The sequence below is a fragment of the Trinickia sp. HAY1-2D genome (assembly GCF_056754935.1).
The window spans coordinates 2,301,476-2,313,801 of record NZ_JBPGWX010000002.1 but is presented as its reverse complement, the minus strand read 5'-3'; the positions used below and the strand labels follow the sequence as shown (position 1 = coordinate 2,313,801).

Sequence of the window (12,326 nt, the reverse complement as noted above, 5' to 3'; positions counted from 1 at the left end):
GAGGCCACGATGGCAAGCTACAACAAAATTCTGCTCTGTTACGACGGCACGCGCGAAGGCCGCAAAGCATTGCGCTGCGGCGCCGATCTCGCGCTCGACCTGAAGGCGGAAACGCATCTATTGTCGGTTGTCGACATGCGCACGAGCATCGCCCAAAGCGCTGGGCTATTGACCGACGTCGCGTGCGGCCGCTTCGAGGACGCCGCCCGGGAAATCCTGCAGGAAGGCGTCGATTGGCTCACAGAGCGGGGTGTCAAATCACAGGGGCATTTCGCGTTCGGTCATCCGATCGATGAAATCGCCCGGCTCGCCGCCGATCTGAAAGTGGACCTCGTCGTGGTCGGGCATCGCGCACGGAGCGGTTTGTCCCGCTGGTGGATGGGGGCCGGTAACACGCTATTGCTCGATCGCGTGTCGTGCAGCATTCTCGTGGCCGTGTCGACGGCGCATGAGCAAGAGCCCGTGACTGCAGCGCCCGCCAAGGCTGGCGCGGGAACGGAAACCTGAGCGCCGACAGGCAGCGCGCGCACGCTACTGATTCAGGTTGACCGCGAAGAGCTTCCACGAGAACCAGCCGTCGCGCCGCAGCAGCACGCTGTAGGGCCGGCTTTGCGCATCGCGCCGATAGGTGACGACGAATTGATCGATGCCGTCATATCCCGCGCTCGCTCGCGGCGGTTCAGTAGGAGCAGGCGCAGGCGCGGGCGCGTTGGATTGCCCCTGGCCCGACGCGGCAGAGTCCTCGTCGGGTTGTGCGCCCGGCTGCGGCGGCGTTTCGCCCGGTTCGCCGCGGGGGGCAAGCCGTTCAATAGCGCCGCGACGCCGTCCGGCGTGGCATAAGCGTCAACGAGCGGGCCAATCAGCGCCATACCGACCAGCGCACCGAGTGCCGCGAACGGATGCTCCCGTTTTTGCTCATCGATGCGGCGAGCCAGCATCTCGGTCACCTGCTGCTTCAGGCTCGTGCGCAGCGCCGGATAGTCGACGTAGCGATTGACGATTTCGGCATTCCGAGCGTCCGCCGCGCGCTTGAGCCGATCCAGCACAAGATACGGCGAGGCGTACGCCAAGGCGGCCACCCCGAGGACGATAACGGCAATGAGGACGGCGACAGCGGTGACGAGCCGATGCCGGCGGCCGAGACTCCTTTGATCGTTCATCATTCGATAGTCAGCTCATTCGGATGGAATTCAGATGGACTGCTTCCGACGCGAAACGATCCCGGCCGTCATCACTAGCGGTAACAACCTGTTTCAGCGGGCAATGGGACCCATGCGCCCCGGCGTTGTCCCCTCGCATTCAACCCAAACTGGCTGAGCGCAGCCCGGCGCGCTCCTCGTCGATGCACCGATCGATCATGCGGCACACCGCGTCGATCGTGCCGACAAGGATTACGCGCGACGCGCCGTGATAAACCCGGACAGGAGCGCGGCGTGCCGGCTCCGCGTGCAGGCCGCTGTTGAGTGACACACGGGCAAACGCGGGCTGTGTCGACGGCTGGAGGCCGGAAGACGACGACGCAAACGTCGATTCGCGCCCCGCGGTGCGCAACGGAGTTGCCTCGAGCGGCGGGCAGGGAATGAGGCCGCGCAAACGACGCAGGCGGCCGAAGGCGCGAAACGGAATAAGGCGGGCAAGGCGGTCCATGGCGTCTCCGTGATGTTCGTAATTCAGAATTCGGTGGGACGAATCAAGCCGACGGCAATCCCCTCGAGCGCGAACTCCGCGCTGCCGGCGTGCACGAAGATGTTTTCGTAATCGGGGTTCTCGGCGATCAGTTCGAGACCGTCGGGGCGGCGCTTCAAGCGCTTGACCGTGACGTCGTCCCCAAGACGCGCGACGATGATTTGACCGTCATTCGCTTCAGTGCGCTTTTGCACCGCCAGCAGGTCGCCATCGAGAATGCCGGCGTCGCGCATCGACAGGCCCCGCACCTTGAGCAGGTAATCCGGTTTGCTCGAAAAGAGCGCCGGGTCACAGGCGTAATGCTGCGAGATATGCTCCTGCGCCAGGATGGGGCTGCCCGCTGCGACTCGTCCGACCAGCGGCAGCGACAATTGCATGAGCGCCGCATGCGGCAGCGAAAGCTGACGCGGCGCATCGTCCAGACCGAGCAGCCGGATGCCGCGCGATGCACCCGCGGCCAGTTCGATGACACCCTTTCGCGCCAGCGCGCGCAAGTGCTCTTCAGCGGAGTTTGCCGAGCTGAAACCCAGCGCCGCGGCGATTTCGGCGCGGGTGGGCGGAAAACCACTGTGCTCGATCGATTGCCGGATCAGATCGAATACCTGCTGCTGCCGTGCGGTGAGTTTGGTCATAGGGCCACTGTATGTATGAACAGGTTGCTGTATTTTTATACAGTATCGAGCGGATTTCAAGCAAAACGTTGCGACCCCGCTGCGAAAACTCGCAGGGCCGCCTTTAGCAGCTTTTCGTATAAAAAAATGAAAATCCATTCGTTCCGCTCATAAGGGCGACCGTCTAGACTGGCCCGACTTCATACAAACGCCGGCAGGCAGAGGGGAAACGCATGAGCACACGGGGAACGGCGCGTTCCGGCGCGCGCAGACGCTGGTTGGCGGGGATGGCCGCCGGCACGGCGGCGCTGATCCTGGGGTCGCCGAGCGCATTTGCGCAAACGACGCTGCTCAATGTTTCCTACGACCCGACGCGCGAGCTCTATCAAGACGTCGACAAGGCTTTCGCCGCGCAATGGAAAGCCCAAACGGGCGAGACGCTTTCGATCCGTCAGTCGCACGGCGGCTCCGGTGCGCAGGCGCGCTCGGTGCTCGACGGCCTGCAGGCCGACGTCGTGACACTCGCGCTGGCCTACGACATCCAGGCGCTGGCCGACCGTGGCCTCGTGGCGCAGGACTGGCAAAAGCGGTTGCCGGACAACGCCTCGCCCTATACGTCGACGATCGTGTTCCTCGTGCGCAGCGGCAACCCCAAGCACATCAAGGATTGGGACGATCTGGTGAAACCGGGGGTTTCGATCGTGACCCCGAACCCCAAGACTTCGGGCGGGGCGCGCTGGAATTACCTGGCGGCCTGGGCCTATGCGCTCAACCGGCCGGGCGGCGACGCCGTCAAGGCCCGCGCGTTCGTCACTGCGCTCTATCGCAATGCGGGCGTGCTCGATTCGGGAGCGCGCGGCGCGACGACGAGCTTCGTGCAACGCAGTCTCGGCGATGTGCTGATCGCGTGGGAGAACGAGGCGTTTCTCGCACGCAAGGAATTCGGCGCGGACAAGTTCGAGATCGTGGTGCCGTCGGCCAGCATCCTGGCGGAGCCCCCGGTGGCGGTCGTGGACCGCGTCGTCGAGCGGCGAGGCACGCGCAAGCTCGCCGAAGCGTATCTGCGGTTTCTCTATACCGACGAAGGACAGCGGATCGCGGCGCGCAACTACTATCGGCCGCGCGCCACCAATTTGCCGGCCGATCTGACCGCGCAGTTCCCCAAGCTCAAGCTCTACACGGTCGATGCCACATTCGGCGGCTGGACCAACGCGCAAAAGACGCACTTTGCCGACGGTGGAGTGTTCGATTCGATTTATCAGCCGCATTGAGCGGTGCCCGCCTATCGGTCGACAGCATGACGAAATTCGCTTTTCGCAAACCCGGCGCCTTGCCCGGCTTCGGTCTGACACTCGGTCTCACGCTGACCTACCTGGGTCTCGTCGTGCTCATACCGCTCGCCATGGCCTTTTTGAAGGCGGCGACGCTCGGACCCGCGCCGTTCTTCGCGGCTGTCGCTTCGCCGCGCGTTGTTGCCTCGTATCGTTTGACGATCGGCGCCGCGGCGGTTGGGGCACTCATCAACGGCGCGTTCGGCCTGCTCGTCGCGTGGGTGCTCGTGCGCTATCGGTTTCCCGGCAAACGGTTCGTCGATGCCATCGTCGATCTGCCGTTCGCGCTGCCGACCGCGGTGGCCGGTATCGCACTCGCGACGGTCTACTCCGAGCACGGATGGATCGGCCGGTGGCTCGCGCCGCTCGGCCTCAAAGTGGCATTTACGCCGCTTGGCGTGCTGGTCGCGTTGACGTTCATCGGCCTGCCGTTCGTCGTGCGAACAGTGGAGCCGGTCCTTGCCGATTTCGAGCGCGCGCAGGAAGAAGCCGCCGCCTGCCTTGGCGCCTCGCGCGCCCAGACGTTCATGCGCGTCGTGCTGCCCGCGCTCGTGCCCGCCTGGTCCACGGGGGTCGCGCTCGCGTTCGCGCGCGCACTCGGCGAATACGGTTCGGTCATCTTCATCGCCGGCAACATTCCGATGAAGTCCGAAGTCACCTCGCTCATCATCATCACCAAACTGGAACAGTACGACTATGCCGGCGCCACTGCGCTCGCCACCGCGATGCTCGTCGCTTCGTTCCTGATGCTTTTCGCGATCAACGCGCTGCAATGGCATTGGCAGCGGCGCACGAGTCCGCGTGGGCGCCGCCGGTCGGCTCTGACGAGCGGTACGACGATCTCGGGAGCGCTCACATGAACCAACTTGCTGCGACCGCCCGTTCGGCTCGCTCGCCGGCAGCGGATGGCGTGCGGGCACGAGCCGATACGCATGAAAATCGGGAGCGTGCTCAGACCGCCGGCATCCGCCGACCGGCCGCATCGGCGCGCCGGTTCGCGCCTGCGGCCCAGTGGGTGCCGCGCTGGACGCTCATCGGCATCGCGCTCGTTTTTCTCTCGCTGTTTCTCGTCGTGCCGTTGGCCGCCGTCTTCACCGAGGCGTTCAGCAAAGGTGTGCGCTTTTATTTCGAGTCGCTCGTCGAGCCCGATGCACGCGCGGCGATCGCGCTGACGCTCGGTGTCGCCGCGATTGCCGTGCCGCTCAATCTCGTGTTCGGGCTCGCCGCTTCGTGGGCGATCGCGAAGTTCGAGTTTCGAGGCCGCGCACTGCTCACGACGCTGATCGATCTGCCGTTCTCGGTGTCCCCCGTGATTTCGGGCGTCATATACGTGCTGCTGTTCGGCGCCCAAGGCTGGCTCGGTCCGTGGCTCGAGCGGCACGGACTTCAGATCGTGTTCGCGGTGCCGGGCATCGTGCTCGCGACGCTATTCGTGACGTTTCCGTTCGTCGCGCGCGAGCTGATTCCGCTCATGCAGGCGCAGGGTAAGGAGCAGGAGGAAGCGGCGCGGGTGCTCGGCGCGTCGGGCTGGCAAATCTGGCGCCGGGTCACGCTGCCGAACGTGAAGTGGGGCTTGCTCTACGGCGTGATTCTCTGCAACGCGCGGGCAATGGGCGAGTTCGGTGCGGTATCGGTGGTCTCGGGCCATATCCGCGGCCTGACCGACACCATGCCGCTGCATGTCGAGATTCTCTACAACGACTACAACTTCGCGGCCGCCTTCGCAGTCGCGTCGCTGCTCGCGTTGATCGCGCTCGCGACGCTGGTGGCGAAGCTCGTCGCGGAGCGCCGGATGGCCGCCGCCGGCATGGGCCGCACGCATCATCGATGAAAGGATCGTCATGAGCATCACCGTTCGCAATCTGGAAAAACATTTCGGCGACTTCAAGGCGCTCGACGACGTATCGCTCGAGTTCGGCCGCGGCGAGCTGGCGGCCTTGATCGGACCGTCGGGCTGCGGCAAGACGACTCTTTTGCGCGTGGTGGCCGGGCTCGAGTCGGCCGATGCCGGCGAAATCGTGTTGAATGGCCGCGACGTCACCGCCCTCGACGCGCGCGATCGGCGTGTCGGGTTCGTGTTCCAGCATTACGCGCTCTTTCGTCATATGACGGTCTTCGAGAACGTTGCGTTCGGACTGCGCGTCAAGCCGCGTCGCGAGCGATCCGCGGCCGCGGCGATCGACGCCAAAGTGCGGGAGCTGCTCGAACGCGTGCAGCTCCCGCAGCTCGGCCAGCGCTATCCCGCCGAACTCTCGGGCGGCCAGCGGCAGCGCGTGGCACTGGCGCGCGCGTTGGCGGTCGACCCGTCCGTGCTGTTGCTCGACGAGCCGTTCGGCGCGCTCGACGCCAAGGTGCGTAAAGAGCTACGCAATTGGCTGCGGCGGCTGCATGACGAGCTTGCGATCACGACGCTCTTCGTCACGCATGATCAGGAGGAGGCGCGCGATGTGGCGGATCGTATCGTCGTGCTCAATCATGGGCGCATCGAGCAGCAGGGCACCCCGGAGGAAGTCTATGAGCGTCCGGGCACACCGTTCGTCAGGGAGTTTCTCGATGTCGCCGCATCCTGAGTGCATCGCGCCTTACCGAATCGACCGCCGTACTCCCGAACCAGCGAGACTTGCATGAACTTCCAACAACTGCGATACGTACGCGAAGCGGTGCGCCGCAATCTGAACCTCACCGAGGTCGCGAATGTGCTGTTCGCCTCGCAATCGGGCGTCTCCAAGCAGATCAAGGATCTCGAGGACGAGCTCGGCGTCGACATCTTCGTGCGGCGCGGCAAACGCCTCACCGGCCTGACGGAGCCGGGCAAGGCGGTGCATCGCCTGATCGAGCGAATGCTGCTCGATGCCGAGAACCTGCGCCGCGTCGCGCGCCAGTACGCGGACGAGGACACGGGCCATCTCGTCGTGGCCACGACGCATACGCAGGCGCGCTATGCGCTGCCGCCCGTCATTCGCCAGTTCAAAGAGGCGTTTCCGAAGGTCCATCTCGCCTTGCGCCAGGGCAGTCCGCGTCAGATCGGGCAGATGCTCGTCGACGGCGAGGCCGATATCGCGATTGCGACGGAAGGCCTCGACAGCTATGCCGACATCCTCACGTTCCCGTGCTACACGTGGCATCACGTGATCGTGGTGCCGAAAGACCATCCGCTGGCCACGCGGACCAACGTGACGCTCGAGGAGGTTGCCGATTTCCCGATCATTACGTATGAGCGCGATATCACCGGCCGCTCGCATATCGATGAAGCATTCGAGAAAACGGGCCAATTGCCCGATGTCGTGCTGACGGCCATCGACGCGGACGTGATCAAGACCTACGTCGAGCTTGGCATGGGCGTCGGCATCGTGGCGGCGATGGCGTACGACGCCAAGCGCGACACCGGCCTCGTTGCACTCGATTCGCAGCATCTGTTCGCGGCGAGCACGACGCGCGTCGGGGTCCGCAAGGGCGCCATTTTGCGGGCCTATGCGTATCGGCTCATCGAAATGTTCGCCCCTGAGCTCGCCGGCACGGACATCACCGGCAAGCTGCGTGAAGCGGCCTGAGCCGCAAGTCGCGGCGCCCCGCGCTCACGGATTGCGAAGCACCCGCCCGCCGCAGCGGCAACGGGCTCGGCGAGCGGCTTTCGCGCGTATAGAATGGCGGCCATGAACACGACCGCTACCTCCGCATCCTCCTTGCCGTTGCCCCGTGTCGCCGTGCTGGCGACGGGCGGCACGATTGCCGGCTCCGCGCCCGACGCGGCGCAAACGGCCGGCTATCAGGCCGGCGTCGTCGGCGTCGACAAGCTGCTGGCCGCCGTGCCCGCGCTCGCCGGCGTCGCAGCCGTCCAGGCCGAACAGGTCGCCAGCATCGACAGCAAGGATCTCGATTTTCCGCTCTGGAATACGCTGCTCGAGCGCATTCACACGCTCGCCGCACGCGAAGACATCGACGGTATCGTCATTACGCACGGCACGGATACGCTCGAAGAAACCGCCTATCTGCTGCATCTGACCGTCAAAACGGCCAAGCCCGTCGTGCTCACGGCCGCGATGCGGCCGTCCTCGTCGCTTTCCGCCGATGGGCCGCTGAATCTGCTGGGTGCGGTGACGGTGGCGGCCGCGCGTGCCGCCCATGGCCAAGGGGTGCTCGTCGCATTCAACAACCGGATTCACAGCGCGCGCGATATCGTCAAGACGAGCACTTACGCCGTCGATGCGTTCCAATCGCATGAAGTTGGCGTGCTCGGATGGGTACAGGATGCGCGCGTCGAGTTTCAGCGCACCGTCGTGCGGCCGCATACGGCGGCGACACCGTTCGACGCAGCGAACGGGTGGCCCGCCGTCGAGATCGTCGCAAGCTACGCCGGCGCGTCGCGTACGGCCGTCGACGCGTTGGTTGCCGCCGGGGTGCGCGGCATCGTCGTGGCCGGGACCGGCAACGGTTCGATCCACGCCACGTTGCAAGCGGCGCTCGCGCAAGCCGCGGAGCAGGGCGTCGCGGTCGTGCGCGCGTCGCGGGTCGGCTCCGGCCATGTCATGCGCAACGGCGCGGCACCCGACGATGCGCTGGGATTCGTGAGCGCCGGGTCGCTCAACCCGTACAAGGCGCGCGTGCTGCTGATGCTCGCGCTGGCAGCGGGTATGAAGGAGCGCACAGTGCTGCAGCTCGCCTTCGATACTTACTGAATCGGGGGCCACGCGCCGGTCGGACGCCGGCGTTGCGCCGTACGCTCGACATCCGGCAGGCGGACACCCGACGACGACGTCTGACCGACCAAGGCTTCCCCGACGTCGCCGGGTGCCGCTGACGGACCCCGCTCGCCGCTCTCAGCCCGAAAGCGGCGTTTTGCCCGCCACGGCGCGCGACGCCGGCCGCAAACGGCACGACGAACGCAAACGCCGGGCGTAGCGCCCCACAAGCCGGCCGCCCCCGCACGCGAGGCGCGGCCGATATCCCGCTTTGCCGTGACTTGCGCAGCGTCCGGGCGGCGCGAAGGCCGCACGCGGCGTGTCTTGGCGTGCGTCTCCCGTTTTCAGGCCGCGCGCGCGGTGCCGTCGTCGGCCTGGGCGATCTCGAAGCCCGCCATGATCTCGAGCGCGCGCAGCAGCGCGGAGTGGTCCCAGGCATTGCCGCCGTGCGCCGCGCACACGCTGAACAGCTGTTGCGCGCTGGCCGTATGCGGCAGCGAAATGCCGAGCTTGCGCGCGCCGTCGAGCGCGAGGTTCAGATCCTTGCGATGGAGTTCGATGCGAAAACCCGGCTTGAACGTGCGTTTCGTCATCCGCTCGCCATGCACTTCGAGAATGCGCGACGAGGCGAAGCCGCCCATCAGTGCACGGCGCACGCGCTCGGGATCGGCACCCGAGCGTGCGGCGAACAGCAGCGCTTCGGCCACCGCTTCGATATTGAGCGCCACGATGATCTGGTTCGCGACCTTGCAAGTCTGCCCGGCACCGTTGTCCCCGATGAGCGAAATGTTCTTGCCCATCAGCTCGAACAACGGCTTGGCGCGCTCGAAAGCGGCGTCGGGGCCGCCGACCATGATCGTCAGCGTGGCGTCGCGGGCTCCGACCTCGCCGCCCGAGACGGGCGCGTCGAGATAGTCGCAGCCGAGTGCGTTGATGCGTTTGGCGAAGGCTTGCGTGTCGAGCGGCGAAATGGAGCTCATGTCGATGACGAGCTTGCCGGGGGCCAGGCCGGCTGCGACGCCGTCATCGGCGAAGAGCACATTGTCGACGTCGGGCGTGTCCGGGACCATCGAGATGACGATGTCCGATGCGCGGGCGACCGCGGTGGAATCCTCGACCACGGTCGTGTTGCCGCGTAGATCCTCAGGTACCGGGTACTTGCCGTTGACGACGAGCGTATGCCCGCCCTTGAGCAGGTTGCGCGCCATGTGCGCGCCCATGATGCCGAGTCCGATGAAACCGATCTTTGCCATTTCCGTAGTTCCGTTGATCTGATGTTGCGGGGCGGATGGGGTATGCCGTTTCCCGAGCCGTTGCCGTCGATTGGCAGTGCGTGCCGGCCTGCAGCCGGCCTACTCGCGTATCGCGCGGTCGAGCCAGCCGAGCCCGGCTTGCGTCGTCGTGAGCGGCTTGTACTCGCAGCCGATGTAGCCGTCGTAGCCCAGTTTGTCGAGCCACGCGAACAGGAACGGGTAGTTGATCTCGCCCGTGCCCGGTTCATGCCGGCCCGGGTTGTCGGCAAGCTGGATGTGCGCGATGCGCGGCAAATTGCGTTCGATGGTGGCCGCGAGCTCGCCCTCCATCCGCTGCATATGATAGATGTCGTACTGCAGGTAGAGGTTGTCGGAATCGACCGCCGCAATGACATCGAGCGCTTCCTTCGAGCGGTTGAGCGCGAACCCGGGGATGTCGAACGCGTTGCAGGGCTCGACGAGCAGCCGGATGCCTTCGCGCTTGAGCGCCGCTGCGGCGAATCGTAGGTTTTCGACGAGGGTGTCGAAGCTGCGCCGGGCGTCCACCTGCTGCGGCCGGATGCCGACGAGGCAGTTCAACTGCGGCACGCCGAGCGCTTTGGCGTAGTCGATCGCACGCCGGACACCGTCCTGGAACTCTGAGACGCGCTCGGGCAGGCAGGCGATGCCGCGCTCGCCCGCATCCCAGTTGCCGGCCGGCAGGTTATGCAGCACCAGCCGTAGCTGGTTGGAGGCCAGCCGCTCAGCCAGTTCGGCGGCGGGATACGGATACGGGAACAGGAATTCGACGGCGGTGAAACCCGCCTTCGCGGCTGCCGCGAAGCGCTCGAGAAAGGGCACTTCGTTGAACAGCATGGTCAGGTTGGCTGCGAATTTCGGCATGGTGGTGACTCGTCGGTCGGTCAGTCAGTCAGTCAGGTAACTCAGGTCAGGATGCGAAAACCGGTGTCATTCGAACGCGGCGATGGCCGTCGGCGCGTCTTCGAGCGTTTCGGCGAGCGGTTCGAATTCGTTGACCGCATCGATCTCCGCGCCCATGGCGATATTCGTCACCCGCTCGAGAATCACTTCCACGACGACCGGCACCTTGAACTCCGAGAGCATCGCCTGCGCCTTTTTCAGCGCGGGCTGGATGTCCTCGGGTTTGAATACGCGCAGTGCCTTGCAGCCGAGGCCTTCAGCCACGGCGACATGATCGACGCCATATCCGTTGAGCTCCGGAGCATTGATGTTCTCGAAAGCGAGCTGCACGCAGTAGTCCATGTCGAAAGCGCGCTGCGCTTGCCGGATCAGGCCCAGATACGAGTTGTTGACCACCACGTGCACATAGGGCAGGTTGAACTGCGCGCCGACGGCGAGCTCCTCGATCATGAACTGGAAGTCGTAGTCGCCCGAGAGCGCGACGATCGGACGCTGCGGGTCCGCCGCGCGCACGCCGAGCGCCGCGGGAATCGTCCAGCCGAGCGGTCCGGCCTGGCCGCAGTTGATCCAGTTGCGAGCCTGGTAGACATGGAGGAATTGCGCGGCGGCGATCTGCGAGAGTCCGATCGTGCTGACGTAGCAGGTGTCGCGGCCGAACGCCTTGTTCATCTCCTCGTAGACGCGCTGCGGCTTGATCGGCACGTTATCGAAATGCGTCTTGCGGTGCAGCGTGCGCTTGCGTTCGCGGCAGGCCTCGGCCCATTCGGCGCGATCCTTCAGGCGGCCTTCGGCACGCCACTCGCGCGCCACTTCCACGAACAGTTCGAGCGCGGCTTTGGCGTCCGACACGATGCCCAGATCCGGGCCGAACACGCGCCCGATTTGCGTGGGCTCGATGTCCACGTGCACGAACTTGCGGCCCTTCGTATAGACCTCCACACTGCCGGTATGCCGATTGGCCCACCGGTTGCCGATCCCGAGCACGAAATCCGAGGCGAGCAGGGTGGCATTGCCATAGCGGTGCGACGTTTGCAGACCCACCATGCCGGCCATGAGCGGATGGTCGTCGGCGATCGCGCCCCACGACATCAGCGTCGGGATGACCGGCACGCCGAGCGTCTCGGCGAATTCGACGAGCAAGGCCTCGGCTGCCGCGTTGATGACGCCGCCGCCGGACACGATGAGCGGTCGCTCGGCGTCATTGAGCATGGTGAGCGCGGCCTCGATCTGGCCGCGTGTGGCCCGCGGCTTGTAGATCGGCAGCGGCTCGTAGGTCGCGATGTCGAATTCGATTTCGGCCAGTTGCACGTCGATCGGCAAATCGACGAGCACGGGGCCCGGGCGGCCCGAGCGCATGAGGTGAAACGCCTGCTGAAACACGCGCGGCACGAGCGCCGGCTCGCGAACGGTCACGGCCCACTTCGTGACGGGCTTGGCGATCGATTCGATATCGACGGCCTGGAAGTCTTCCTTGTAAAGCCGCGAACGCGGCGCCTGGCCCGTGATGGCGAGAATCGGAATCGAATCGGCCGACGCGGAGTAGAGCCCAGTGATCATGTCCGTGCCGGCCGGCCCCGAGGTGCCGATGCACACGCCGATGTTGCCCGGCGCGGCGCGCGTATACCCCTCGGCCATGTGCGAAGCGCCTTCGACGTGACGCGCCAGCACATGACTGATGCCGCCGGCCTTTTTCAGTGCCGAATAAAGCGGATTGATCGCGGCGCCGGGCACCCCGAAGGCGGTATCGATGCCTTCTTTCTCCAGCACGAGCACGGCGGCATCGATAGCTCTCATTTTCGGCATGAGTGTCTCCTGGTTCCTGTTCCTGATAGTTGAGTACTTCGT

10 protein-coding genes and 3 pseudogenes are annotated in these 12,326 nt (G+C 65.4%); 7 read left to right on the top strand and 6 right to left on the bottom strand.

The annotated features are described in order from the left end of the window. The first annotated feature begins 9 nt into the window (after positions 1–9). Entirely contained in the window at positions 10–507 is a 498-nt protein-coding gene (locus ACR9ZC_RS17950; protein ID WP_440560360.1) for a universal stress protein, read from the top strand. A 24-nt stretch (positions 508–531) separates the two neighbouring features. Here the strand turns inward: ACR9ZC_RS17950 and ACR9ZC_RS17945 are convergent. The 3 genes and pseudogenes from ACR9ZC_RS17945 to lexA form a co-directional block, all read right to left on the bottom strand. After that, a pseudogene (locus tag ACR9ZC_RS17945) lies at positions 532–1,160 on the bottom strand (DUF2939 domain-containing protein). 139 nt (positions 1,161–1,299) lie between these two features. After that, positions 1,300–1,647: a hypothetical protein gene (locus ACR9ZC_RS17940; RefSeq protein ID WP_481581319.1), complete on the bottom strand. Its 348-nt coding sequence runs from the start codon at positions 1,645–1,647 to the stop codon at positions 1,300–1,302. 23 nt (positions 1,648–1,670) lie between these two features. Further along, positions 1,671–2,318: a transcriptional repressor LexA gene (gene lexA, locus ACR9ZC_RS17935; RefSeq protein ID WP_173256122.1), complete on the bottom strand. Its 648-nt coding sequence runs from the start codon at positions 2,316–2,318 to the stop codon at positions 1,671–1,673. Between the two features lie 212 nt (positions 2,319–2,530). On the opposite strand from lexA, the gene ACR9ZC_RS17930 reads away from it, so the two are divergent. From ACR9ZC_RS17930 to ACR9ZC_RS17905, 6 genes and pseudogenes are all read left to right on the top strand, one after another. Continuing rightward, on the top strand, positions 2,531–3,568 hold the full coding sequence (locus ACR9ZC_RS17930) for a sulfate ABC transporter substrate-binding protein (RefSeq protein WP_481581318.1): 1,038 nt from the start codon (positions 2,531–2,533) through the stop codon (positions 3,566–3,568). A gap of 26 nt (positions 3,569–3,594) precedes the next feature. Then, positions 3,595–4,488 carry a sulfate ABC transporter permease subunit CysT gene (gene cysT / locus ACR9ZC_RS17925; RefSeq protein ID WP_481581317.1) on the top strand — a complete coding sequence of 298 codons (894 nt, stop codon included), beginning with the start codon at positions 3,595–3,597 and terminating at the stop codon, positions 4,486–4,488. Further along, entirely contained in the window at positions 4,485–5,459 is a 975-nt protein-coding gene (gene cysW, locus ACR9ZC_RS17920; RefSeq protein ID WP_481581316.1) for a sulfate ABC transporter permease subunit CysW, read from the top strand. The genes cysT and cysW overlap by 4 nt, the downstream gene beginning before the upstream one ends. Before the next feature lie 10 nt (positions 5,460–5,469). Further along, a pseudogene (locus tag ACR9ZC_RS17915) lies at positions 5,470–6,189 on the top strand (sulfate/molybdate ABC transporter ATP-binding protein); the annotation flags it as partial. Positions 6,190–6,252: 63 nt separating this feature from the next. Continuing rightward, positions 6,253–7,179 (top strand): CysB family HTH-type transcriptional regulator, encoded by a 927-nt coding sequence (locus ACR9ZC_RS17910; RefSeq protein ID WP_481581315.1) that lies wholly within the window; start codon positions 6,253–6,255, stop codon positions 7,177–7,179. A gap of 93 nt (positions 7,180–7,272) precedes the next feature. Then, complete coding sequence (locus tag ACR9ZC_RS17905; RefSeq protein WP_481581314.1) at positions 7,273–8,304, top strand: asparaginase; 1,032 nt, start codon at positions 7,273–7,275, stop codon at positions 8,302–8,304. A 347-nt stretch (positions 8,305–8,651) separates the two neighbouring features. Here the strand turns inward: ACR9ZC_RS17905 and ACR9ZC_RS17900 are convergent. From ACR9ZC_RS17900 to gcl, 3 genes and pseudogenes are all read right to left on the bottom strand, one after another. Then, positions 8,652–9,641, bottom strand: a pseudogene (locus ACR9ZC_RS17900) (2-hydroxy-3-oxopropionate reductase); the annotation flags it as partial. An 18-nt stretch (positions 9,642–9,659) separates the two neighbouring features. Next, complete coding sequence (hyi, locus tag ACR9ZC_RS17895) at positions 9,660–10,442, bottom strand: hydroxypyruvate isomerase (RefSeq protein WP_481581313.1); 783 nt, start codon at positions 10,440–10,442, stop codon at positions 9,660–9,662. A 66-nt stretch (positions 10,443–10,508) separates the two neighbouring features. Continuing rightward, entirely contained in the window at positions 10,509–12,284 is a 1,776-nt protein-coding gene (gene gcl / locus ACR9ZC_RS17890; RefSeq protein WP_481581312.1) for a glyoxylate carboligase, read from the bottom strand. Positions 12,285–12,326: the final 42 nt, after the last annotated feature.

Coding starts and splice junctions, on each gene's coding strand:
- ACR9ZC_RS17950 (WP_440560360.1), top strand. CDS start 10: ATGGCAAGCTACAACAAAATTCTGCTCTGTTACGACGGCACGCGCGAA.
- ACR9ZC_RS17940 (WP_481581319.1), bottom strand. CDS start 1,647: ATGGACCGCCTTGCCCGCCTTATTCCGTTTCGCGCCTTCGGCCGCCTG.
- lexA (WP_173256122.1), bottom strand. CDS start 2,318: ATGACCAAACTCACCGCACGGCAGCAGCAGGTATTCGATCTGATCCGG.
- ACR9ZC_RS17930 (WP_481581318.1), top strand. CDS start 2,531: ATGAGCACACGGGGAACGGCGCGTTCCGGCGCGCGCAGACGCTGGTTG.
- cysT (WP_481581317.1), top strand. CDS start 3,595: ATGACGAAATTCGCTTTTCGCAAACCCGGCGCCTTGCCCGGCTTCGGT.
- cysW (WP_481581316.1), top strand. CDS start 4,485: ATGAACCAACTTGCTGCGACCGCCCGTTCGGCTCGCTCGCCGGCAGCG.
- ACR9ZC_RS17910 (WP_481581315.1), top strand. CDS start 6,253: ATGAACTTCCAACAACTGCGATACGTACGCGAAGCGGTGCGCCGCAAT.
- ACR9ZC_RS17905 (WP_481581314.1), top strand. CDS start 7,273: ATGGCGGCCATGAACACGACCGCTACCTCCGCATCCTCCTTGCCGTTG.
- hyi (WP_481581313.1), bottom strand. CDS start 10,442: ATGCCGAAATTCGCAGCCAACCTGACCATGCTGTTCAACGAAGTGCCC.
- gcl (WP_481581312.1), bottom strand. CDS start 12,284: ATGCCGAAAATGAGAGCTATCGATGCCGCCGTGCTCGTGCTGGAGAAA.